Genomic DNA, 23184 nt, shown 5'->3' on the forward strand with positions numbered 1-23184 from the left:
CTCCTCACCACGCCCCCGCTCGTTATGACCCTCCGTCGTTTACTGGTGCTATGGATGCTGGGCGTGCTTGCGGCGTTCGGCGTTGGTCCCGGATGGGGGACCGCTCAGGCACAGTCCCCTTCCAATGAACAGGACCGTCTTCCGTACAATCCGCGCACCTATACCATCTACCGGGCCGACTCGTCCATCTCGGTGGACGGGGCCTTCCACGAGGCAAGCTGGCAGGCGGCCCCCTGGACAACGGAATTCGTTGACATCCGCGGCGGGGACGCCCCAACGCCGCAGTTTCGAACCCGCGCAAAGATGGTGTGGGATGACGATGCCCTGTACGTGGCCGCCCAGCTGGAAGAGCCTGACGTCTGGGGAACCCTCACGCAGCGGGACACGGTGATCTATTACGACAATGACTTCGAGGTCTTTATCGACCCGACGGGCTCGACCCACAACTACTACGAGGTGGAAGTCAATGCCCTGGAAACGGTGTGGGACCTGATGCTCACGAAGCCGTACCGCGACGGCGGGTCCGCCCTTGATGCCTGGGACATTCGTGGAATCGACGTGGCCGTACAGGTGCAAGGAACGCTCAACGACCCGTCGGATACCGATGAGGGATGGACGGTCGAGATGGCCCTGCCGTGGCGTGTACTGGAAGAAGCCGCTCCGGAAGGACGCCCGCCGCAGCCCGGCGACCAGTGGCGCCTCAATTTTTCCCGCGTCCAGTGGCCCACGACTGTCGTCAACGGCCGATACCGAAAAGACATTGACTCCACCAAAGCTCACCCCGAGAACAACTGGGTCTGGTCGCCGCAGGGTGTCATCGACATGCACCGGCCAGAGCGCTGGGGCATCGTTCAGTTCACAGATGTGGTTGCCGGCGCCGATCCCGTCCCGGTGGCCGAGCAGCCGAACCGGGCGGTCAAGTGGGCACTTCGACAACTCTACTATCGCCAGCGTGATTATCGCGAGGCCCACGGCACCTATGCCTCTTCCCTGTCCGCTCTCGACGCGGACGAGATTTCACTTGAGGACCGTCCCTTTACCCCGACCCTTCAGGCCACGCAGAGCATGTATGAAATTACGGCGCCCGGGGCCAACGACACTACAGTCCACATTCGCCACGACGGCAAGGTGTGGACGACGGCAAACTAAACTCAGGACGTGAAGGGGCCCTCATACGGGTGCTCTGGTGTGAACGGGAGACGCTGTCGTGAATGCCGCTACGTAGCGTACAATCCGCCTCTCTGCGACGTCCCTCCAAGCGGGACGCGCACCTCACAACCCTGCTCACTGGTTTCTTTGGTCCCGTGAACCGAATTTTTTTGAAGCTGGTCGGAGCACAGCCGGACCCATCAAACGGGAAAACAGACAGCCCCTCCCCCCTCTCCCTCTTATTGGGACTGTCCCTCGGCCTCTTGTTCCTGCCCGGCTGCGGAAGCGAATCCCCCGACCGAGCGTCGGTTTCCGGCACCAATCGGCTTCCGTTCTCCCCACGCACATACGCCATTCAGCGCGCCCCTACGCCTCCGACCATCGACGGACGCCTCACGGAAACAGCTTGGGCGGAAGCCGACTGGACTGCCCCCTTCGTGAACAGCCAGGGTCGCAATTACCCGTCTCCTCCGTTCCAAACGCGCGCCAAGATGATGTGGGACGACACCTACCTGTATGTGGCTGCCCAGCTAGAGGAAACGGACGTTCGGGCCACCTTCACGACCCGCGACACGTCCATCTGGCGCGAGAATGCTTTTGAACTCTTTATCGACCCGGACGGCGATACGCACAACTACTACGAGTACCAGATCAATGCCCGAGAAACCCAATGGGACCTTCTTCTCACGAAGCCCTACCGGGACGCTGAGACGCCCCGCATTAGCGCATGGGACATTCGCGGTCTCAAAAAGGGGGTGACCGTACAGGGCACACTCAATGACCCATCGGACACCGACGAGGGCTGGACCGTTGAGCTCGCGCTGCCGTGGTCGGTGCTTGCCGAAACGGCCCCCAACGCCCAGCCCCCACAGGACGGCGACCAGTGGCGCCTCAATCTTACACGAATGCAATGGCCTGTAACGGTCACGGATGGCAACTACGTGCAGGACACCACCGATAGCGGAGCCTTCGCGTGGTCGCCCCAGGGAGGCACGGGCAACTATCATAAGCCCGAACGGTGGGGGATTGTCGAGTTTTCGACCGCTCCTACCAATGCCCCTGCGAACACCGTCCGGGTCCCCCCCAACGAACGTGTAAAGTGGGCATTGCGTCGGTTGTACTACCGCCAAAATGCCTACCGGGAGGCGAACGGGACATACGCATCCTCCCTCCGGGCCCTCAACGCCGCGGACATTTCTTTGGAGAACCGCACGTTCAATCCGCGCTTGCAAACGACGCAAAGCTCTTACGAAATTACGGCGTCCGGCGCGAATGGCGCCTCCGTCCATATCCGCCACGACGGCAAGGTATGGACCACGACGGAATGACGCGCCGCACTGCCGTCTGTTGCGCCCCCTTTGACGACGGTATTCCTCGCCCTCTCGCCCTCTCCTCCACGCGCTTCTTCTCCGGATCGTGACGCTACTCGACTGGCTCTTCGTTGTTGGCTACCTCGTGTTTTCTTTCGGTATTGCGCTTTACTTCTACCAGCGCGCCGGAGAGGACACGTCGGAATTCTTCCTCTCCGGCCGTGCAATGCCCTGGTGGCTGGCCGGAACGAGCATGGTCGCCACAACCTTTGCCGTCGACACGCCGCTGCTGGTCACCGAGATGGTCGCCCAAAACGGAATTGCCGGCAACTGGCTGTGGTGGAACGCCGGCTTTGGAAGCATGCTTACCGTCTTCTTCTTCGCTCGCCTGTGGCGACGAAGCGGCGTCATGACTGATGTCGAGTTCGTTGAGTTTCGCTATAGCGGCGAGGTGGCCGCCTGGCTGCGCGGCCTGAAGGCCATCTTCTTCGGCCTGCTGATGAACATCCTGATCATCGGATGGGTCTCCCTGGCCATGGAGACCGTCATTGGTCGGCTCTTTCCGGATCTCACCCTCTTTGGCCAGTCCGCGTTCATGATCCTCGGCCGGGAAATTAGTGCCGCCCTGGTGGTGGTCGCCGGCCTTATCCTCATGGTCTCGGCGTACGCGCTCCTGTCCGGCCTCTGGGGCGTTATGGTCACGGACGTCTTCCAGTTCGTCGTGGCGATGGGCGGTACGATTGCGCTTGCCTTCTTCGTACTCGACATGCCGGAAATCGGCGGCATTCAGGGGCTCCACGACCAGCTTCCCGATGAGACCTTCCACTTGCTTCCCACCATCGGAGGCGCGGCGGAGGGCGCCGCGACTTTCTCCCTCTCGGCCCTCGCCTTTGCCGCCTATGCGGGCGTGCAGTGGTGGTCGAGCTGGTACCCGGGCGCCGAGCCGGGCGGGGGCGGCTATATTGCCCAGCGCATGATGAGTGCGAAGGATGAGCCCAACGCGCTCTTTGCAACCCTCTGGTACACGATTGCGCATTTTTGCCTGCGGCCCTGGCCGTGGATCATTGTGGCCCTGGCGGCGCTGGTACTTTACCCCGACCTTAACGAACCGCGCGCTGGGTTCGTGCTCGTTATGAAGGACGTGCTGCCGGCCGGCATGCTGGGGCTCCTCTTCGCTGCTTTCCTCGCTGCGTTCATGAGCACCGTGTCGACCCAGCTCAACTGGGGCGTCTCATACCTCGTGAACGACTTTTGGCGCCGCTTCGTGCAGCCGGATGCCGACGAAAAACACTACGTTCTCGTGTCTCGGGTCCTCACCTTCGGCGTTGCGCTCCTCAGCCTCGTCGTCACCTTGTTCCTCGACACCATTGCTGAGGCATGGGGCCTCCTGCTCTCCTCCTCGGCCGGCCTCGGGCTCGTCCTCATCCTGCGGTGGTACTGGTGGCGGATAAACGCGTGGAGCGAAATGGTCGCCACCATCGCGCCCATTCTGCTCACCGTCTCGGCCCTCATCTTGAATGCCTTCGGGATCCAGGTGCCCGGCCTCCAGGCGGAGTTTCCCCTCAACCTGTACTCCGTCGTCGGCTTCACGACGGTTCTCTGGCTGGCCGCCACCTACCTCACCCGCCCGACCGACCCGGACACCCTCGACGCGTTCTACCGGAAGGTCCACCCCGGAGGGCCCGGCTGGACCCCAGTCGCCAAACGACACCCGGACGTGGAGGCCGATCGGGGCCTGGGTCGCCTCGCCCTCGATTGGCTCGTGGGCGTCGTGCTCGTCTACAGCACCCTCTTCGGCGCCGGCTACCTCATTCTGGGCTGGACCGTCTGGGGCCTGGCCTGCGTAACGGTGGCAGTCCTCGCCGCTGCCTTCCTTTGGCGCGACCTCCAACGGGACGAAATTTCCCTCTTCGGGGCAGTAGAAGAACGGGAAGAAACTGCCTAACCTACCTGCCCCCCTCCCCTGTTTCGCTTTACACGACCTGCTGCTCTCTATGTCCTTCCAACACGTTCGCTCGTCGCTTTCCTTCCTGAGAGCCTCCCTCGGGCGGAGCCGACAGCATGCTCTCTTTTCGGCCTCCCTTCTCGTTCAGTGTGCGGCTCTCCTCCTCACCGCTCTCACGTTCGGATGCAGCAGCAGTGAGTCAGCCACTGCTCCGTCGGTCCCCTCGGACACGGTCGCCACAACCGACACGACGGATACGTCTCTCGACTGGTCCGAACGACAATTTCGGGACATGACGCTGGACGAGAAGATTGCCCAGCTCTTTATCATTCGACTGGACGGCTACTTCCAGAACGCAGACGCCCCCTCCTACCGCCGGTCGGTGGCGCTGGTGGAGGAGTTTGGCGCCGGCGGCATGATGTTCGGGCCGGGCACGCCGATGACGCAGATCACCATGATCAACGACCTGCAGCGAAAGGCGGAGCGCCCCCTCCTCGTCTCCCAGGACACTGAGTGGGGCGTGGGCATGCGACTCGACGAAGCCACCGTCTTTCCGCCCGCAATGGCGCTCGGGGCCACGCGTGACGCCTCGCTTGCCTATCGCGTGGGGCATGTGACGGCCCGGGAGGCTCGTGCGCTTGGGGTCCACCAAATTTACGCGCCGGTGGCCGACATCAACAACAACCCTCGGAATCCGATCATCAACATCCGCTCCTTTGGGGAAAACCCGACCCTCGTTGGCACGATGGCCGGGGCCTTTGCGGAGGGGGCACAGGCGGGCGGGACGCTTGCCACGGTAAAGCACTTTCCGGGCCACGGCGACACGGACGTCGACTCGCATATGGCCCTCCCGGTTCTCCGATTCGACCGGGCCCGCCTCGACACTCTGGAGTTGGCACCTTTCCGTCAGGTCATGGACGCCGGTGTCGCAAGCGTGATGACCGGCCACCTCGCCTTGCCCAAGCTAACGAAGGAAGAAACCACCCCGGCGTCGCTGTCGCCCAATGTAACCACCGACCTGCTCCGCACGGAAATGGGCTTCGAGGACCTCGTGGTGACCGACGCCCTCAACATGGATGCCGTACGGCAAAAGTACGGTGTGGGTGAAACGGCCGTCCGCGTGCTGGAGTCGGGCGCCGACCTCATCCTGATGTCTACGAATCCATGGGTGGCCCACCACGCCATCCGCACCGCCGTAGACACCGGGCGCATCGATACGAGCGAGATCAACGACTCGGTCCGTCGCCTCCTGAACGCAAAGGAGAAGATGGGCCTACACGAACAGCGGATTGTCCCGCTCGACACCACACGCCAGCGGGTAGACAAGCGCACCCATCAGGTGCTGTCCGAGACCGTCGCCCGTCGCTCCCTCACTCTATTGTCAAACCAGAACGACTTGCTGCCGCTGACGCCCCCGGACACATACAAAACGCTGGTCGTCAAGCTCAGTGATAGCGAATATCCGGGGGTTGGAGATACCTTCGTCCAGTCCCTCGATGGTCATCCGGCCATCGATTCGCTCGGGGTGCGTCGACTCGACCCGCGCTCCGATTCGTCGGACGTGAACGAGTACCTCACGGATGCACAGGACTATGACGTCGTGATCGTGCCCTCTTTCCTTCGGGTGCGGGCGTGGAGCGGCTCGATTGGGTTCAACGACATGCACCAGACGTTCCTCGACAGCCTCGTCGCGAACGGACCCCCGACCGTCCTCACCGCCTTCGGTAACCCGTATGCCCCGAGCGGTCTCGACCCGCAACCAGACGCTGTCCTGGCGGCCTACGGTTCGAACGACGTTTCACAGCGCGCCGCCGCGCAGGCCCTTACCGGCGCCGCCGGCACCCCGGGCCGTCTCCCCGTCACGATCCCTGACCTCGCCGATGCGGGTCATGGCCTTACGCTCGAAACTGTTTCTCCTCGTGCCGGGCATCCGGAGTCGGTGGGCATGGACGGCCAGCAGCTGGCCGACGTGGACTCCCTTCTCCGGCAGGCAATGCTGGACGGCGCCTTTCCGGGGGCAGCGGTGGCCGTCGGTCGAGGGGAGGTCCTCCCCAAGCTCGACGGACACGGCTACTACACCTATGACCAGAAAAAACGGGTTCAGACCTCCTCGCAGTACGACCTTGCGTCCCTCACGAAGGTCGTGGCCACCACCACGGCGACGATGCTGTTGGTGGAGCGGGATAGCATCTCCCTCGACGCTCCCGTCGCACGGTATCTTCCTTCGTTTGCCCAAAACGGGAAGGACGCCGTCACGGTACGCCAGCTACTGTCCCACTCGTCTGGCCTCAAACCGTACCTCGGCCCCGACGAGCGCGGGCCGTCGCGCACCGCGGTGCTCGATACGGTGATGGCCCAGCCCTTGGCCTACACGCCGGGGACAGAATCGCGGTACAGCGGCCTGAATATGCTTACCCTCCTCCACATCGTAGAAACCGTTACCGGCCAGCGGTTCGACCGCTTCTGCAAAGAGAACATCTTCGATCCGCTCGGCATGGAGGACACCGGGTTCTACTCCCTGGAGCGAACGGCCTCGTGGGTCGTGCCCACCACCGACACGACGGGCACCGAGTACCGGGGCAGCGTGCACGACCCGATGGCCCGATCGATGGGCGGCGTCTCCGGAAACGCGGGCCTCTTCTCTACTGCCGAGGACCTGGCCCGCTTTGCCTACATGCTTACGCATGAGGGTCGAATCGACGGACGCCAGTTCCTGGAGGCTGAAACGATCGAGACCTTCACCTCGAAAGCCGATGTGCCCGGCAGCACTCGGGCGCTGGGCTGGGATACGAAAAGCTCGGAGGGCTACTCGTCTGCCGGCGATCGCTTCAGTGACTCCAGCTTCGGCCACACGGGCTACACCGGCACGTCCATGTGGATGGACCCGACCCAGGATCTCTTCGTGATCCTCCTAACCAATCGCGTCTATCCCGACGATACGGATGAACAGATTCAGCAGGTGCGCCCCAAGGTCGCGAACGAAGTCTACGAGTCGATCGTGGGTCCCCCGCAGCCGCTCCTGCCGGGCTCGCCTCCCAAACAGTAGAACTGACGCGACACATCAGATCACGTGAAAGGCGCTCTCCGAGAGGAGGGCGCCTTTTCGTTTTTCTATACGTCGGGACAATTAGGGGTAGGGCAGCGGTACGGCAACCTCTCCTCGCCCCAAACCGTACAGATGCCCCTCTACTTTCGCACGAGGACCTTCTCGTTCGTTATGGATACCGCCCCGCCTTCCCCCAACGCTCCCGGTTCTGATGCTCTCGTCCTATTCTCCGGGGGCCAAGACTCAACCACCTGTCTCTTCTGGGCCAAAGATCACTTCGAAACGGTCCGGGCCGTGGGGTTTGACTACGGACAAAAGCACAAGGTGGAGCTCGAGCAGGCCGAGCACATTGCCGATAGGGCCGGGATTCCCTTTACGGTGCTCGACTTGGACGGGACCCTGGAAGGATCCGCGCTCACTGAGCCCGATACGGAGATCAACACTGCCCACGAGAAGGACGAACGCCTCCCCGCGAGCTTCGTGCCCGGCCGCAACGCCCTCTTCCTTTCCCTCGCGGCCAGTCACGCCTACAACCACGACATCACCGATCTTGTGGGCGGAATGTGCCAGACCGACTACTCCGGCTATCCCGACTGCCGTCGCGTCTTCATTGACTCGATGGAAACGAGCCTCTCCCTCGCCCTGGACGTCGACGTGCGCATCCACACTCCCCTCATGTACCTGACGAAGGCCGAAACCTGGAAGTTGGCCAACGACCTCGGGGTGCTGGACATCGTGCGTCGCGAGAGTCACACGGACTACAATGGGGACCGGAGTCAGTTCAACGAATGGGGATACGGCAAGCTCGACAATCCGGCCTCCAAGCTTCGAGCGGCGGGCTACCGAGAAGCAAAGGAAAAAGGATGGCTGGAGTCGGACGAGTAAGCCCCCCACGTGTACCGGAGATGTCCACCGCTCCCCACAAAAATGAAGACGGGAACAATCTCTCGTACAGGGGACACGACGCGAATACGGACTAGTCATCCCTCGCTACTTGCGTGTAGTAACGAGTGAACGGCCCCTATTCACGTTGCTAGCGGGTTCTGAGCTGTTGATATGTCCGATTCGGACGACTTTTCACGCTGGTGCCGACGCCTGAAAGCCTCGGACCGGGCAGCGTACGCCAACGTGTTCGAGGCGCTGTATCACCCTCTGTTTCGGTACGTCTGCTCGCTCACACAAAAGCGGGCCGTCGCACGCGACATTGTTCAGGACGTATTTGTTCGGCTCTGGGACGCCCGGGAGTCGCTCGACCCGAGCCAGTCGCTGAAGGCGTATCTGTACCGCACGGCCCGCAATTTGGCGTACAATCATCGTCGCAACCAGGACACGCGCCGCGAGAAGACAGACGATGTGCGCGAACAATCGGATGCCCAGCCGGCCCCGCCTGCCCCCCCGGACCTGGCGGTCGAAGGCGAGTGGATGGAGGAACACCTGCGTGCGGGCATCGCCGCTCTGCCCGACCGGCAGCGTGAAGCCCTCGTCCTTAGCCGCTTCGAAGGACTTAGCCATGACCGAATTGCGGAGGTAATGGACATCTCGCCCCGAACTGTGAACAACCACATCGTGCGGGCCCTCAAACGCCTCCGGCGTCACGTACAAGATTACGAACCGGACCTTCTTGACCGCGATGAGCCGTGACCGCGATGACATCCTCCCCGATGCCCTGCACGACCGGCTCCAGACTGAAGCCCCCACCGACCGGGCAGACCTCGAAGCGCTCTGGCGCCGGCTTGGGAACGTAGACCCCGCGCCGGGCGATGCCCCGGACCTGTCGGACGCCTGGGACGACCTTCAGGATCGACGCCCTGAGATACGGCGGGAGAACGCGTCCGCCCCATCGTCCCTCCCCCAAAACGGACGAGCATCGGCCGCCTCTTTGCACCGCACACGGCCCCCGTCTCGCCCCCGCCGGTCTCAACGATGGGCGCGCGGAATCGGGGCGCTCGCCCTCGTTCTGATCATAGCTATAGGCGTGCTCTGGGCGTGGCATCGTCCCGTCACGGTAACGGCCCCTACTGGCCAGCAGCGCACCGCGACCTTACCGGACGGCTCTACGGTGGAACTCAATAGCGGGACAACCCTCTCCTACCAGCGGGGCTTCCAGGCGGGGCCTTTCGTGTCCTCCGACCAGCGCTCGGTACACCTCAGCGGAGAGGCCTTCTTTTCTGTAGAAGATGCCTCTCGTCCATTCGTGGTCGAGACGGCCACTGCTACGATCACTGTGGAGGGAACCCGCTTCAACGTCCAGGCCCGCCCGACAATCGACTCGACCACCGCCGTGACCCTTACAGAAGGACGCGTTCGGGTGGCCCCTCACGATCACACTGAGGGAGCTGTGCTTCTCGACCGGAAAGGAGAAACGAGCCAGGTACACGCCACTCGTGCCACGAGGCCCCGAACGTCGGACCTGAACGCCGTGCTCGCCTGGCGAAGCAATGGCTTTGCGGCCGCGGAGGAGTCACTTGCCCACGTGGTCCATCAACTCGAGCAGCGCTACGACTCCTCGATTCGACTGCACAAGTCCATAGATCGGCCGCAGTCTTCTCTCTCGCTGTACTACCCAGATCCGACGCCCCTCCCGACCATCCTCCGGGATCTTTGCACGGCCCTTGACCTTAACTTTCGTCCCACAAGCACTGGGTTCGAGATTTTTTCTGCGCGCAACGACGAATGAGCGCTCGATCGAAGTGGAGAACGTCCTACCGTAGCTTCTCTCCATGGCCCGTCCCTCCTGCCCAATGCCGACCGGATGGATTCGCGTTTTTCCGTCCCTCTCCCTATTTGCAGGATTCTTTCTCGTGTGGAGTTGCATTGGAGGTCCTGCGGTCGCACAATCGGTGGACACGGCCCCTGCTGATACAGCTGCCCCCCTCGAAGAAGCACTCGACCGGTTGGCTACCCACGCGGAGGTGAGCCTGGTCTATGACGCCAAACTCGTGCAAGGGTACTACACCGATTGCCCCATACGGGCCATCCCCTCCCCAGAAGCAACGCTCCGATGCGTACTCAGGGATACGGACCTCGACTTCGTGCAAACCTCCGGGGGGACCTACGTGGTGAAGACCGACGTGCGACGTCCCTCCCGCCATGGATCCGTAACGGGCCTCGTAAAACGCGCCGCCCGGGACGCCCCGCTGGCCAATGCACATGTAGAGGTGCGGTCCGGGCCAACCGGAACGGCGACTGATCAAAACGGACGGTTCCGCCTGTCGGAACTGGTCGCAGGGACCCATACACTGGTCGTGAGCCACATCGGGTATGAAACGAAAACTGTGGAGATCCAGGTGCCGCCGGGCGGGACGACCCGCCACACCTTTACGCTCACCTCCACCTCTATTGCCCTCGACTCGGTGCTGGTGAATGCCCCGAAGGTGTCCCCTCTCCCCCCCAGTCGTCGTCACGCCCGTCTCTCCCCCGAGCAGTTGCAACGCATAAGCACGACCGGAACGCCGAGCGTTGCCCATGCTGCCAGCCAGCTCCTCGGCGTCACGACGGATGCCCCGTACGCCGACCTCCACATGCAGGGCAGTGCCAGCAGTGCCCACGAGGTTCGCCTCGATGGCGTCCCGGTCCGCAACCCCGCCGCCACCGGCCGTCTGCTCGGGGCCTTCACCCCGATGGCCCTGGATGGCATTGTCGCCCACAAGGCCGGCTTCGGCCCCTTACGAGGGGATGCCCTCTCCGGCATCCTCCAGCTGGAGCACGACCTCCAGCAATCCGACACTCGCTACGCCACCGTGCAGGCCGATCCTGTAAGCCTAAGCGGACGGACGGAAGGAACGATTGCACTCGGCCGCTCCTCAACGCAGGCAATGGCGGCGGCCCGCATCGGGACGTGGGGCGTGCATCAGTCGTATGCCCTCTCACAGATCATTGACACCTGGTCGGTTCTCGACCCCGTACTGACCGCCGCCCAGCTCTCAGCTGACTCGCTCATAACGGGTGGGATCACGAATCAGCGTGCCCAACCCCAAAGTCAATTCTACGACCTCCACGGAGCAGCCCGGACGGAGTTCGGGGCGGGACGGAGTCTCTATGCCTCAGTCTATCATGGACGGAGCGTGCTCGGAGCGCACCTCACCTCGATCCCCCACACGTCGTCTTCAAATACTTCTCCCTCAACCGGCAGCGGGAGCGTCGAAATTCCCACGTCAGACCGATACGGCTGGAAAAATACGACGGCACAGGCCTCCTACGAGTCTCCCCTCACCGCTCGTACGACAGGGCGCCTTCAAACCTCCTTGAGTCACTATCGGGCAGAGTCGCACTTCGATTTGGGAGAGCTCCCTCTTCGCTCCAACTATAGGCTCCTGTATGCCCTGTCGTCGGTGCAAGGCTCGAGCACGTCCAATGCCGTAACGGAAATGGGGCTGGAAGGCACGCTTGACATTCGCCTGTCGGAGGATGAGATGCTTACGCTGCAGGGCGACTTCTCGTCCCTCCGTAGCCGCTTCCACTTAACAAACGCCTTCGTCGGCCGCGTCCGCTCCACTGCCCGATCGACTCGTCTGGCCGCAGCCGGCCAAGTCGAGCTTGGGCTCGGACGCTTCACAACGGTCCGCGGTGGCGTACGGCTCACCTCCCTTCCCGATCGGACGGCACTCTTCGTTGAGCCGCGGGCCGCTCTTCGCTACCATCGAACGGACACAGCCCTCGGAAACGTGGCGGCCCGTATCGGCGGGGGCCTCTACCGAAAATACACGTCCCAGTTCGAGGTGGCCCGAGATGGAACCACCGCCGTGGTGCCCACAACCAAGGTTTGGATGCCCGTTCCCTCCACACACCAACCCCCCCAGGCGTATCATTTATCGTCCAGCCTGACCTGGGCTCCACACCCCGCCTGGTCAACCACCCTAGAAGGATATGGAAAATGGAAACCCCACCTGCTTGCCGTTAACTATGCTTCCCTTCAATCTGAAACGGCCACAAACGCACGCTCCCCCTCTGATCTGTTATCGGCAAGCCGCGGGCATGCCTACGGCGGAGGCCTTCGCCTCTCGTACGAAGGAGCCTGGGGACGCGGCACGCTCCGCTATGCATACAGTCATTCTCGCCGGACTTTTCCGGGTCGCTTCGGCGGACGCCTGGTCCCGACGCCCTGGAACGAGCCGCACCGCCTGATGCTGAACACCCACCTTCCGCTTAACAATGTGCTGACGGTTGCCCTGAAGTACACGGGTACTTGGGGCCGACATTGGGGATATCAACGAGCCTACTACGCGTACCTGGACGATGGAAACGACATCGGCGGAGGAGCCCCTCCCGATTGGAATCACCCTGAACGGCATCGTCTCCCCCCTCTTCACCGCGTCGACGCGAACCTCACGGCTTCGCACTCCTGGGGCGACGTCGCCGTCTCAGGCCAAATCGGGCTCGTGAATGTGTTGGATCACGAAAATGTAGCAGACTGGGGCCTCCAGCCGACCGGCGAGCCCGCGGAGCTTACCCGACGCTCCCGTCTGCTCCCCGGCCGCCGGGCCGTACTGTCTCTGGAGGTGACGTACTGAGCCGTTTGCGGTCGCTGCGCCCCTACCGGACAACGGTCAGCTTTTGGGTCTGCACTTCTCCGTCCGACTGGAGCCGGAGGAAGTACACCCCGCTGGACAGCTCCCCCAGGTCGACGTGCAGACGTTTTCCCAGCACGCCGATAGCGGATCGGGCACGAGGCCCCCACACCTCGCGGGCATCCATTGTCGGATTGGCCAAATGGCCGAGACTAGACGACGTCTGGAGACGAGAGTCGGGATGACACGACCGCCTACCTACCGGACAGTTTGCTCAGAGCACCGAAAAATCTTCTCCAGCCGTCGCTCCAGACCCCGATCTAGGCCATCTAGATGGCCAGAGCCTATCTGACCTACGAATTTATAGGCTCCAAATCAAGTTTGGACATCTCGGATGTCCAGGAGCGACGTTAGGGAACCGGGAAATCGTTGGTGCACTTTTGAGCAGTTTCGCTCATAGGTAGCAATCTCGAAAGAAAGATCAGCGGAATCGCCAGAGATTTTCCGGTGCCCACAACCGCGAAATTGAAAAGTGTCCGGTAGCCAGCACGACCGCTCAAATCGACAATGTCATTCCCGAACACCGTACGGACACTCGACGGTGTCCCTGGCCCAATGGATCTACAGACTCAGAGAGATGTCATGACTCCCTTCGGTTTCAGCCTCCCGATTCGATCATCGCCTCTACGCTCTCGCTGTAGCCTCGGCTCGTCTTCAGGGGAGTGCCTGCCTCCATGATGAGCCGATACGTCCCGTGATCGAGGGGACGGAGCTCCTCAACGTAATCGGTATTCACGATATAGGAGCGATGGACGCGGCGGAACCTTGTAGAATCGAGCCGCTGCTCCAGCTCTTTCATCGTTTTGCGGATGAGGTGAGCATCTTCCCCGTCGTGCAGCGCGACATAGTCCCCTTCCGACTCGATCCACTGCACATCCTCTACGTCCACGAAGTAGATTCGATTTCGGCTTCGCACCGTAAAGCGGTCAATCGATTCCTCCCTGTCATCGTCCTCGTCCCGCTTAGCATATTGCTTCAGGAGTCCCTTGAGCTGCTGGCTAAGGGCGTCCGCCTCCGTGCGCTGAATTTGTTGACGTGCCCGATCAAGCGCTTCCGCAAACCGCTCCTCGTCGATGGGTTTGAGCAGATAGTCGAGGGCATGGGCGTCGAACGCATCGATGGCGTATTCGTCGTAGGCCGTCACGAAGATGGTCACGGGCATTTGCGCAACCCCCACCTCGCGCACCACCTCCAGGCCGGTCATCTCCGGCATTTGTACATCGAGGAAGACGAGATCGGGTTCATTTTCGTCAATCTGCCGTATGGCCTGCGGTCCATCAGCGGCCTCTCCCACAATCACGACGTCGTCGACTGGATCGAGCAGTTGCGCGACCCCTTTCCGGGCAAGCGGTTCATCGTCCACGATGAGGGCACGAATCGACATAGCAGTACGTAGAAGTGTATTCTCATTGATCGGACGTTGGAACGGCCGTCGAGGCCTCGTCAACCTCGAAGGTGCGCGCTTCGGGATCGACCGGGAGTCGAATGGTGATGCGCGCGCCTCCCTCCGCCGCCGTTCCCAGATCGAACGTGTGCTTCTCTCCGTACAACGTTTCTAGACGCCGTTTCGTATTGGAGAGTCCCACCCCATCGTCACTGGACAGCACATCTACGTCCGTATCCGGAAAGCCTGCCCCACTGTCGGCCACAGTCAACTCCACCTGGTCCGGCTGCCCGTCTCGACGAAGCGGATCAGCCGTGACGCGCACCACGCCAGCCTCTGCGTGCGGGGCCACTCCGTGACGCACAGCGTTCTCCACGAGCGGCTGCAGCAGCAGATACGGCACCGGAACCTCGCTCACGTCTGGATCCACGGCAATGTCCACACGCAGCCGGTCTCCAAACCGGATCTCTTCAATTTCGAGGTAGCGCTCCACCAGATCAATTTCCTCGCGTAGGGGGACCATCTGCACGTCGGCCCCCTCAAACGTGGAGCGCAGCAAATCGCTCAGCAGTCGTAGCGTGCGTCCTGCCTTTGTCGTCTCCCCTCCACGGACGAGGACGGCGATGGCGTTGAGGGTGTTGAACAAAAAGTGCGGATTCACCTGCATGCGAAGGGCCTGCAACTGGGCCTGAGCAAGTTCGGCCTGGAGGGCCTGGGCCTGGGCCTCTTGCTCGCGCGACCGGACGAAGTGCTCATACGCAAAGCCGAGCGCCGCCAGGATGAAGTACGTGAAGTAGTCGGTCATAAACCGACGGAAGAGGAGCACAGCGAGGGGCCAGTCCTCCACGTCGTAAGGCTCCGCCCGCACAAACGACGTCGTAAAATCGGGGTACACCCCCTCTCGCGTAAAGTCGGCCAGCGTGAAGACGCCCTGTTCGACGGCCACGTGCACGGCAGCGATGGGCACCCCAAGGGCAAGGCTCCACCAGAGCCCACGCCGAAAACTGGAGCGGACATCGACCCACCGGAATAGATATAGCACGACGGGCACCAGTAGCGCCCACAGGTGCAGTCGCGTCCACAGCCCCACAGTGAAAGCGTAGAGAGCAAACGGCACGCGCAGCCACAACAGCTCTTGGGGCGTGGTGCGAAACCATTCGACGATTCGGGGAGCCGCAACCTCCGTGAAGATCAACAGCACCAGCAGAGTGACGGTGCCGTAGATCAAATACCGCCGCGCAAACCGACGGAGAGACGACAATTCCGACGAGGCCGACGGGGCCATAGATATGAGAAAACCGTAGACAAAACGAAGCCGCTTGGGGCGGAGGGGCCGCCTCGTCGTCGGAGCTTATCGCGTTACGCAATCGCGCTGCAAACAGTCAGCATCAACGTGCTGAACAAGCCAATTCCGCCCCGTGGATTCACAATCGACGGGGTGAGTAACGCAATATCCCCGATTTATAGCTGACTTTCCACGACCTTTGCGGCAAAAAGTTCGACGCTCCCGAGAGCTCGACCTGGTTGTTTTCATCATTCCATCACAATACGTACTTGACGTCCCGGGCGTCGGTTTTTCTATGATAGCAATGATACTGACCGAAACTCCGGTCGTGCGTCCCTTAGAATGGCTTGTGTTGCAGTGCAAAGTAGTGTATCCCCCTGGAAGGAATCCTCTGCTAAGGAAAATCCAGGAGCGACGCGGGAACCGTTTCCAGCGATTGGGGCGGGGGACTCATGCCATCCGCATGGAGCACAATACATTCTCAGAGCAGTCTTTTCTGCTTTCGGCCTATCTCCACAAATCTTCCACAGAACCAACACGTCGATATGTCCACCTCCTCGAATTCTTCCTTCGACGGCCCCCGAATTGTCATGTGGATCACACTCTTGTTCGGTCTGGTTGCTGCCGGCTACGAACTCATGGAGGGATCCGTCGAGCTTGCCTTGCTCATCGGGGTCGGCGGGCTCGTAGCCTGGGCTGCCCTTCGCACCCTCTTACAGATACGAGCGGCTACGACGGAAAAGTAACCTACGCTCCCGTCTACAGGTGCAGGGAAACGAAGGCTTCGCGCCGTCGGACACCGGTCGCTTCTACATTCCTTCGGACGTCCTGGATTCGGCATCCTCTCCAGAACAACGGCGCTGCTCAGGGCAATACGACCCAGATTGGGACAGGGACGCAGTCCTATTTGCATGGACAAAAATGCCCCTCATCGGCTCCTGAGGAGCACTGTGAAGTGGCGGAGGGGGAGGGATTCGAACCCCCGAGGCCACAATGGGCCTGCCGGTTTTCAAGACCGGTGCATTCAACCAGGCTCTGCCACCCCTCCAAAGCACGCAGCTATGCTGCGCTGATAGGATTTCACACCGGCAGGCCGATACAGTTTCAAGAGGGCCTTGAATCTGCAATGGAAGCCCTGCACGGGACGGCGACTTCCCCCACGAGCGGAGACGAGGGTCAGGGTTCGGTCACCTGACCAGGCGTTTTCTCTGTCCCCCCCAGTGCGTCGCAGAGATCGCCCACAAGTGTCTCCGGATCTCGGGCCGGTGTCCACCGCACCACGAAAAGCTCGTCGCGGTGTGCGTACGTCCAGTGCGACAGGAGGCGAATTTCGTCGGTCGCTCGTTTCGTGAAGTTTGACGGCGGCTCGGCCGCCGGATCGAAGTGGGTGCGGCAGTGCGTTTGAAGTCGCGTCCGATCCTCGGACGTGGGCGGACATTCGCACGACACTGATTCGACAAACCGTCCAAAACGAACGAAGAGCACATCGGCGGTTGTTGCCTCCTTCGTTCGATGCACGAGCGCGGCGTTGTGGTGACGAATAGGCGCCGCCACCACGCGCTGCTTCTCGAGGATCGTCTCCAATGGCTCCAGGGTGTCTCGAATTTCGGCCGCCTTCTCAAAATCCCGCTCTTCGGACGCCTGTTGCATCCGCGCGCGGAGCTCTTCAAGCACGGCGCGATCCTGTCCCGTGAGAAAGGCCCGGACATTCTCCACCGCCCTGGCATACGCCGCCTTGTCCTCGTTCTCACAGGGAACCGTGCACCGATCCATGTCGGCATAGAGGCAGCGCTGCCCGAGATGCAACCGGTCGTCATCGCACTCGCGAAGCCGAAAAAACCGACTTGCAACGTCTACCACCATGTCCGCCCGGTCGGTGTTGCGAACCGGACCGTAGTACTCCGCGTCATCATCAGACAGGGTCCGCGTCCACGAAAGGGTAGGATACTCGTTTGTGGTGTCGAGCCGAATGAACGGGCGACTGTAGTAGCGGCGCTGGGCCCGATTGTAGCGCGGCTTCTCCGTCTTAATGAGACGAGACTCCCGCAGAATGGCCTCCAACTCCGTCCCCGTCTCCTCCCATTCCACCGTCCGCACCTTCTGGAGCATCTTGCGCTTGCGCGACCCTTTGGACTCGACCGCCGTAAAGTGAGAGCGAAGCCGATCCGAAAGCTTCTTCGCTTTCCCGATGTAGAGAGACGCCCCCCGACTGTTCTTCAGTAGATACACGCCCGGGGCGTCTGGTGCGTCCGGCAAGACCTCGTTGCGAATTTTCTTGAGGTGACTGGGCGTCTCGCGCACCTTCTGGTAGCGCCGGTGCTGAAATGATAGCAGATCGTCTACGTCCTCAATTTCATGCTCGAACGCAAGCTGGCTGAGAAGCCGGCGCAACACAATGCCGGTTGCTTCCGCGTCGCCAAGCGCCCGGTGCCGCCCATCTACGGTGATGTCGTAAAATTGCACGAGCCGACTCAGTCCCTTCGAGTCGAGGCCCGGCAACAGCCGCCGCGCCAGTCGCACTGTGCAGAGAGTTTCATTCGACAGTGGGTCACGCCCCATCCGGTCAAGCTCCGCGTCGAGAAAGCCCTTATCAAACGACAGATTGTGTGCTGTGAGGACACCATCGTCCAGAAAGTCGAGATACTCCGGCAACACCTCTTCCATAGGCGGGGCATCAAAGACCATCCCGGTGGTGATGCCGGTGAGCTTCGTAATGCGTCCCGGAATCGAGCGCTGCGGATTCACGAGTTGCTGATAGCGATCGACGATTTCTCCATCTACCACCTTCACGGCCCCGATTTCAATCACACGGTCCGTCTCCGCCTTCGTGCCCGTCGTCTCGGTATCGGTCACGACGAAGGTGGCGTCGGAAACGTGCATGAGCAAACATCGGCAACGTGAACACAAAACGCTACGGAGCCCCGAACCTGTGGCGCTCTTTTGAGCATGGAGGAGAGGGACAACATGTGTAAAGAAGAGCAGCGTCCCCCTTAAAATCCATGACGTCTCTTCTCTGTAACGACTTCCGGACACGGTCAGGCATGTGCGCTCCGAAATCGACCGACCCGGTTCCCGCCTATTGGTGCGCGCCAAACCCGTGCGAAAAGACAAGACCCGCCCCCTGCGCGAGCACCAGGGCTGACGGCCGAAACCACAACTCCTTCCAATTCGTGGATCGTTAAACCCATCGCCGGAGGCCGACTCGATTTCGAATGCCCACGTCAACCGGTTGAGAGCTCGCATCGGAGTGCAGGAAGGACGTCGTTCGCACAGAAGGCCAGTTCTGTACGCAACGGAGCTCGGAAATGTGCAATCAGGATAGAGTCCCTTCCGGTCCCCTCCCTGAGACTCTCTGCCCGGAGCAGCGATGTCCATCTATTCGTGATCCCCGCTGGGAGGCCAAAGCCCAAGCTGCCGACGCACGGTGACGATCTGCCCCACATGATAGGCATTGTGGTCGGCCACAAGAAGCATCTCTCGCAGGTAGGTATGCTCGTCGTGAGAGGGCACCGTGTCGTAGAGATCCAGGGACTCATTCTTCACAAGGTCGCAGAGTGCGGCCCGATCGTCTTTCACCTGTGCTAGAGCTCCGTTCCACACGTCGTCATCGGCAGGGGCCTGCTCGTCGGGCCAGAAGTCGGACGGCCAGTCGGGCATCGTATAGTCGGCCTCCTGACAGTAGACGAGGATGTCCTGCTGTGCGCGGCGGATGTGCTCCACGAGCTCCCACACCGAATACGGCAGGGCCTCGGGCCGGTCGCCCCGGCGCCCCGACGGCATCTGGGCCACCGCGTCCTCGAAAGTGCAATGGGCCTGACGGGCAGTCAGCAGATTCAGTACGTGCTCGCGAAGAGTGGAATCGGACGGCATAGGCAAAGAGACAATCGGTACGACAAACGGGCAGAATCTATGACCCCAGCATACGAATCGACTGTGGACGAAACCGTTCTCTCATCCCCCTGCTCATTTCGCCACACCTCGTACTGACGCGTCCCTGCGCCTTCCTAGCCCCGAATGGGGGAAAGACCCGCGGCCCTCTTCCTTTCCGTACCGCCCCCGGCTCGGATCCCGACCAAAGAACGATTGGTTGGACGACGCTACTCCCCTCCTTCTGATTTCTTCTTTCCAGCGCAATGTACTGGTGGCGTCAATGGCTTTTGCTCGCACTCCTGGGCTGGCTCCTCCTTCTGGCCACCCGGTGCCACCTGCCCCGGCAGACCGTGACCCCGACCCCGGACAGCACGAGCACCGTCTACCTCGTTCGGCATGGCTGGCACGCCGGGATTGCGGTCCGCCGCACCGACGTGCCGGCCGGGGTCTGGCCAGTGCTCGACGCGTTTCCGACGGCTCGCTACCTAGAGGTGGGGTGGCGGGAAGCCCGCTACTATCCGGGCGACACCCGGGGCGTGTGGGGGGCCTTCCGCGCTGGGGCTTGGCCCACCGGCAGCGTGCTCCACGTCGTGCCCATCTCCGGCAGCGTGCAGGGCACCTTTCCGCAAAATACCATCGTCCGCATTCCGGTGGCCCCGCAGGAGCTGCGTGCCCTCGTGCAGTACGTTGCTGAATCGTTTTCGGTGAACAACCAGGGCAATGCCATCCCCGCAGCTTCGGGCTACTATGCCGGGAGTCGGTTCTATCAGTCGGAGTTGACCTACCACGTCTTCAACAACTGCAACCACTGGACCGCCGGGGCGCTGGAGGCCGCCGGCTGCGACACGGCCCCACGCTGGACACTGACAGTGGGACGGGTGATAGCACAAGCCGAGGCGTGCGGTACCCGTCTGCCGTCGGCACCGGAGCCGTAGCTCGATTCTACTTGTCGTCGTCCGTCGTCGGATCTCGAACATGCAACTCGTCGTCGAGCAGCGTCCCCCACGAGGCGTCGTAGGGGTGCACAGCCCGCACCGGCGAGCCGTCCCGAACAACGCGACGTCCCTCGTTGGCCCACCGAAAGATGGAGCCTTGCAGGTTCGCGACCTTGGTGAAGCCCTGCTCTTGGAGACGGGCCGCGATGCGCGCCGAGCGGTATCCTACAGAGCAGTAGACGACGATGGGAGTGTTCTGCGTCAGGGTGTCGAGCTCCGGAAACGCAGTGGCCTCCGGGTCGATGCGCCGCGCATTGGGCAGATGACTCACGGCGTACTCTTCCCGTGTGCGAGCATCGATCAGCACCGGACGAGCGGCCGTACGATCCGCAAGCCGTTCCGCTAGCGAATCGGTCGTGATGGTCGGAACGTCCGGAAAGTTCGCCGCAATCATTCGATCAACGGCAGTCCAGGTAACATCCTGCGAGCAGCCAAACTGGACGGCGAGAAGACACAGTGCCGAGGCCGCAAGGTTTCGCATGAGATGTTCGCGTCGTCGGGTTACGGATTGTATTGCATCGGCGGCAGCACGCCCCCTCCGGCGCCCCCTTTCCCAAAGCATGAGTTAAAGAGAAATCACGCCGTCGATGCTGGACGCCTCCTCATAAATCGAGACCACTTCCTCACTCGACGACATCCGCAGGTGGGCCGTCACGCTTTTATAGTTTCCCTTGCTGGATTCGCGCACACGCACAGGATGATCCCCAAACACTGTTTTCAGCTCATCGACCTGTCCGGACGGAGCAATAAACTTGAACGTGTAGCGCGTGGGCCAGTCGTTCTGGTCGTCGAGAAGCTCCTTGAATCGGTCCCACCACTCCTCGTCGTTCTCGGCCTCGGGCTGATTAATGAACTGCATAGGGCATTGGTGGACTTCAAAAGACAACGGACCTTTCCTCTACGCACCGCCCCCACTCCTCGTTCGAGGCTTCCCCGCATGACAAAAACGTAAAATATAACCAATAACGGCCGTAGGCTCTTTTGAGGGGGAGCACGGTTCACTATTATGAAATGGTATTCTCACAAATCGTCGTTCGATCATCAACTCTTGCTGAGCGCATGTCTATGGATTCTTCTGGAGCACGCGCCTCATCCGTCGTCCGGTGGTTCGGGACACTGGCCTTACTCCTGCTGCTCGCCGTTCCGTCGGCACAGGGCCAAGACCTCCTCTCCCAATTTGAGGAGAAGGTCACAACCTTTACTCTCGACAACGGACTTACCTTCGTGGTTATTGAGCGCCACGACGCGCCCGTCGTCTCCTTTCATACGTATGCCGATGTGGGATCCGTGAACGAGCCCGCCGGTCGAACGGGCCTGGCCCACATGTTTGAGCACATGGCCTTTAAGGGCACCACCTCGATCGGCACCACGAACATCGAGAAAGAGATCGATGCCCTGCAGCGTCAAGAGGAAATCTATCTCCAGCTGCGTCGTGAAAAAGCAAAGGGAGCACAGGCCGACTCGGCGCGCATTGCAAAGCTCCAGCAAGAGTTCAAGGCTGCTCAAAAAGAGGCCGAGTCCTACATCCAGGAAGGCGAGTACGAGAACATTCTCGAACGTGAGGGGGTGACCGGCATGAACGCCTACACGACCCCCGACGCCACGGGATACATGTACAATCTGCCTGCCAACAAGCTGGAGCTCTTCTTCGCGATGGAATCCGACCGGTTTCATAACCCGGTGCTTCGCGAATTCTACACCGAGCGGGACGTGGTGATGGAAGAGCGACGGCAGCGCACGGAGTCAAGCCCCACGGGGCGTCTCATTGAGGAGTTTCTGACGACTGCTTTCAAGGCCCACCCCTACGGCCAGCCCACCATTGGGCACATGTCCGACCTCCAAAACCTCTCCCGAACCGACGCAAAGCAGTTTTTTGACAAGTACTATGGGGCAAACAACCTCACCATCGGCATTGCGGGGGACGTGAACCCAGACCGGGTGCAAACCCTGGCCAACGAGTACTTCAGCCGGCTGCCGGAAGGAGAGGACCCACTTCCCGTCACGACCCGCGAACCGGAGCAGATTGGAGAGCGGCGCGTCACCATCCGTGAACAAACGCAGCCGTTCGTCCTCATCGGCTACCACCGGGGGAGCATGCATAGTGCAAACGACCCGGTCTACGACATTCTCGTCGACGTGCTGTCGCGGGGCCGCACAAGCCGTCTTCACCAGGCCCTCGTGGAAACGGAAACGGCCCTCAACGTGCAGGTGGTGCCCAGTTTTCCCGGAAGCAAGCACGAAACGCTGTTCGGGATTTTTGGAGTGCCCAACCGGGGCGTGTCGCCCGACACCGTGGAGCACATGATCTACGATGAACTTGACCGGATTACGAATGAGGGCATTACGCAGGCGGAACTGGAACGAGCCAAAACCCGAGCCCGGGCGGACCTCATTGGCAGCCTCGATTCTAATTCCGGGCTGGCCCGCCAGTTTTCTCAGATGGAGGCCCTCACGGGCGACTGGCGCTCGATCTTCCGCCAGTTGGACGCGCTGGAAAAAGTGACGGTGGACGACGTGCAGCGCGTGGCGAAGAACACGTTTACGCGCAGCAACCGCACCGTGGCCCTCATCAAGACGACCGACTCGTCCGGCGACCCCACCACGGCTGAGAAGTAGACGCTTCGCGTTTCCCT

At 61.5% G+C, this 23184-nt stretch carries 18 protein-coding genes and 1 tRNA gene; 11 read left to right on the top strand and 8 right to left on the bottom strand.

Features of this window, described 5'->3' with window-relative positions; translation table 11 throughout:
- Positions 1-24 precede the first annotated feature (24 nt).
- From BSZ35_RS06115 to BSZ35_RS06150, 8 genes are all read left to right on the top strand, one after another.
- Positions 25-1149 carry a carbohydrate-binding family 9-like protein gene (locus BSZ35_RS06115; RefSeq protein ID WP_105011606.1) on the top strand — a complete coding sequence of 375 codons (1125 nt, stop codon included), beginning with the start codon at positions 25-27 and terminating at the stop codon, positions 1147-1149.
- Positions 1150-1211: 62 nt separating this feature from the next.
- Entirely contained in the window at positions 1212-2477 is a 1266-nt protein-coding gene (locus BSZ35_RS06120; RefSeq protein ID WP_105011607.1) for a carbohydrate-binding family 9-like protein, read from the top strand.
- Between the two features lie 88 nt (positions 2478-2565).
- Positions 2566-4404: a sodium:solute symporter family protein gene (locus BSZ35_RS06125; RefSeq protein WP_105011608.1), complete on the top strand. Its 1839-nt coding sequence runs from the start codon at positions 2566-2568 to the stop codon at positions 4402-4404.
- Positions 4405-4453: 49 nt separating this feature from the next.
- On the top strand, positions 4454-7450 hold the full coding sequence (locus BSZ35_RS06130) for a glycoside hydrolase family 3 N-terminal domain-containing protein (RefSeq protein ID WP_105011609.1): 2997 nt from the start codon (positions 4454-4456) through the stop codon (positions 7448-7450).
- A gap of 24 nt (positions 7451-7474) precedes the next feature.
- Complete coding sequence (gene queC / locus BSZ35_RS06135) at positions 7475-8335, top strand: 7-cyano-7-deazaguanine synthase QueC (protein ID WP_258096099.1); 861 nt, start codon at positions 7475-7477, stop codon at positions 8333-8335.
- A 171-nt stretch (positions 8336-8506) separates the two neighbouring features.
- A complete protein-coding gene (locus BSZ35_RS06140; protein ID WP_105011610.1) occupies positions 8507-9091 on the top strand; it encodes an RNA polymerase sigma-70 factor in 585 nt (194 codons plus the stop codon).
- Positions 9081-10127 (top strand): FecR domain-containing protein, encoded by a 1047-nt coding sequence (locus BSZ35_RS06145; RefSeq protein WP_105011611.1) that lies wholly within the window; start codon positions 9081-9083, stop codon positions 10125-10127. Before BSZ35_RS06140 ends, BSZ35_RS06145 begins: the two co-directional genes overlap by 11 nt.
- 43 nt (positions 10128-10170) lie before the next feature.
- Entirely contained in the window at positions 10171-12960 is a 2790-nt protein-coding gene (locus tag BSZ35_RS06150; protein WP_105011612.1) for a carboxypeptidase-like regulatory domain-containing protein, read from the top strand.
- A 22-nt stretch (positions 12961-12982) separates the two neighbouring features.
- Here BSZ35_RS06150 and BSZ35_RS19210 read toward each other — a convergent pair whose 3' ends face one another.
- From BSZ35_RS19210 to BSZ35_RS06160, 3 genes are all read right to left on the bottom strand, one after another.
- Positions 12983-13144 (bottom strand): T9SS type A sorting domain-containing protein, encoded by a 162-nt coding sequence (locus BSZ35_RS19210; protein WP_146110010.1) that lies wholly within the window; start codon positions 13142-13144, stop codon positions 12983-12985.
- Positions 13145-13615: 471 nt separating this feature from the next.
- Positions 13616-14401, bottom strand: a complete 786-nt coding sequence (locus BSZ35_RS06155) for a LytTR family DNA-binding domain-containing protein (RefSeq protein ID WP_105011613.1) — start codon at positions 14399-14401, stop codon at positions 13616-13618.
- Positions 14402-14423: 22 nt separating this feature from the next.
- The gene (locus BSZ35_RS06160) at positions 14424-15686 is read right to left on the bottom strand and encodes a histidine kinase (RefSeq protein WP_105011614.1); all 1263 of its coding nucleotides are present in this window, start codon (positions 15684-15686) and stop codon (positions 14424-14426) included.
- 545 nt (positions 15687-16231) lie between these two features.
- Between BSZ35_RS06160 and BSZ35_RS06165 the strand changes: the two genes are divergently transcribed.
- Positions 16232-16432 carry a hypothetical protein gene (locus tag BSZ35_RS06165; protein ID WP_105011615.1) on the top strand — a complete coding sequence of 67 codons (201 nt, stop codon included), beginning with the start codon at positions 16232-16234 and terminating at the stop codon, positions 16430-16432.
- 210 nt (positions 16433-16642) lie between these two features.
- Here the strand turns inward: BSZ35_RS06165 and BSZ35_RS06170 are convergent.
- The 3 genes from BSZ35_RS06170 to BSZ35_RS06180 form a co-directional block, all read right to left on the bottom strand.
- A tRNA-Ser gene (locus BSZ35_RS06170) sits at positions 16643-16734 on the bottom strand.
- Positions 16735-16862: 128 nt separating this feature from the next.
- Positions 16863-18566, bottom strand: a complete 1704-nt coding sequence (locus BSZ35_RS06175; protein WP_105011616.1) for a DEDD exonuclease domain-containing protein — start codon at positions 18564-18566, stop codon at positions 16863-16865.
- Between the two features lie 495 nt (positions 18567-19061).
- Positions 19062-19556 (bottom strand): DinB family protein, encoded by a 495-nt coding sequence (locus BSZ35_RS06180; protein ID WP_105011617.1) that lies wholly within the window; start codon positions 19554-19556, stop codon positions 19062-19064.
- 263 nt (positions 19557-19819) lie between these two features.
- Here BSZ35_RS06180 and BSZ35_RS06185 point away from each other — a divergent pair, with 263 nt between their 5' ends.
- Complete coding sequence (locus tag BSZ35_RS06185; RefSeq protein ID WP_105011618.1) at positions 19820-20491, top strand: DUF2459 domain-containing protein; 672 nt, start codon at positions 19820-19822, stop codon at positions 20489-20491.
- Positions 20492-20498: 7 nt separating this feature from the next.
- Here the strand turns inward: BSZ35_RS06185 and BSZ35_RS06190 are convergent, their stop codons facing one another.
- Positions 20499-21032: a rhodanese-like domain-containing protein gene (locus BSZ35_RS06190; RefSeq protein ID WP_105011619.1), complete on the bottom strand. Its 534-nt coding sequence runs from the start codon at positions 21030-21032 to the stop codon at positions 20499-20501.
- 84 nt (positions 21033-21116) lie between these two features.
- Positions 21117-21410 carry a DUF493 domain-containing protein gene (locus BSZ35_RS06195; RefSeq protein ID WP_105011620.1) on the bottom strand — a complete coding sequence of 98 codons (294 nt, stop codon included), beginning with the start codon at positions 21408-21410 and terminating at the stop codon, positions 21117-21119.
- 206 nt (positions 21411-21616) lie between these two features.
- On the opposite strand from BSZ35_RS06195, the gene BSZ35_RS06200 reads away from it, so the two are divergent.
- On the top strand, positions 21617-23167 hold the full coding sequence (locus BSZ35_RS06200; protein ID WP_258096100.1) for an insulinase family protein: 1551 nt from the start codon (positions 21617-21619) through the stop codon (positions 23165-23167).
- Positions 23168-23184 lie beyond the last annotated feature (17 nt).

The organism is Salinibacter sp. 10B (genome assembly GCF_002954405.1).
Classification (GTDB): domain Bacteria; phylum Bacteroidota; class Rhodothermia; order Rhodothermales; family Salinibacteraceae; genus Salinibacter.

Coding starts and splice junctions, on each gene's coding strand:
- BSZ35_RS06145 (WP_105011611.1), top strand. CDS start 9,081: ATGAGCCGTGACCGCGATGACATCCTCCCCGATGCCCTGCACGACCGG.
- BSZ35_RS06195 (WP_105011620.1), bottom strand. CDS start 21,410: ATGCAGTTCATTAATCAGCCCGAGGCCGAGAACGACGAGGAGTGGTGG.
- BSZ35_RS06155 (WP_105011613.1), bottom strand. CDS start 14,401: ATGTCGATTCGTGCCCTCATCGTGGACGATGAACCGCTTGCCCGGAAA.
- BSZ35_RS06165 (WP_105011615.1), top strand. CDS start 16,232: ATGTCCACCTCCTCGAATTCTTCCTTCGACGGCCCCCGAATTGTCATG.
- BSZ35_RS06130 (WP_105011609.1), top strand. CDS start 4,454: ATGTCCTTCCAACACGTTCGCTCGTCGCTTTCCTTCCTGAGAGCCTCC.
- BSZ35_RS19210 (WP_146110010.1), bottom strand. CDS start 13,144: ATGGATGCCCGCGAGGTGTGGGGGCCTCGTGCCCGATCCGCTATCGGC.
- BSZ35_RS06120 (WP_105011607.1), top strand. CDS start 1,212: ATGCCGCTACGTAGCGTACAATCCGCCTCTCTGCGACGTCCCTCCAAG.
- BSZ35_RS06200 (WP_258096100.1), top strand. CDS start 21,617: ATGGATTCTTCTGGAGCACGCGCCTCATCCGTCGTCCGGTGGTTCGGG.
- BSZ35_RS06115 (WP_105011606.1), top strand. CDS start 25: ATGACCCTCCGTCGTTTACTGGTGCTATGGATGCTGGGCGTGCTTGCG.
- BSZ35_RS06160 (WP_105011614.1), bottom strand. CDS start 15,686: ATGGCCCCGTCGGCCTCGTCGGAATTGTCGTCTCTCCGTCGGTTTGCG.
- BSZ35_RS06140 (WP_105011610.1), top strand. CDS start 8,507: ATGTCCGATTCGGACGACTTTTCACGCTGGTGCCGACGCCTGAAAGCC.
- BSZ35_RS06175 (WP_105011616.1), bottom strand. CDS start 18,566: ATGCACGTTTCCGACGCCACCTTCGTCGTGACCGATACCGAGACGACG.
- BSZ35_RS06190 (WP_105011619.1), bottom strand. CDS start 21,032: ATGCGAAACCTTGCGGCCTCGGCACTGTGTCTTCTCGCCGTCCAGTTT.
- BSZ35_RS06185 (WP_105011618.1), top strand. CDS start 19,820: ATGTACTGGTGGCGTCAATGGCTTTTGCTCGCACTCCTGGGCTGGCTC.
- BSZ35_RS06150 (WP_105011612.1), top strand. CDS start 10,171: ATGGCCCGTCCCTCCTGCCCAATGCCGACCGGATGGATTCGCGTTTTT.
- BSZ35_RS06180 (WP_105011617.1), bottom strand. CDS start 19,556: ATGCCGTCCGATTCCACTCTTCGCGAGCACGTACTGAATCTGCTGACT.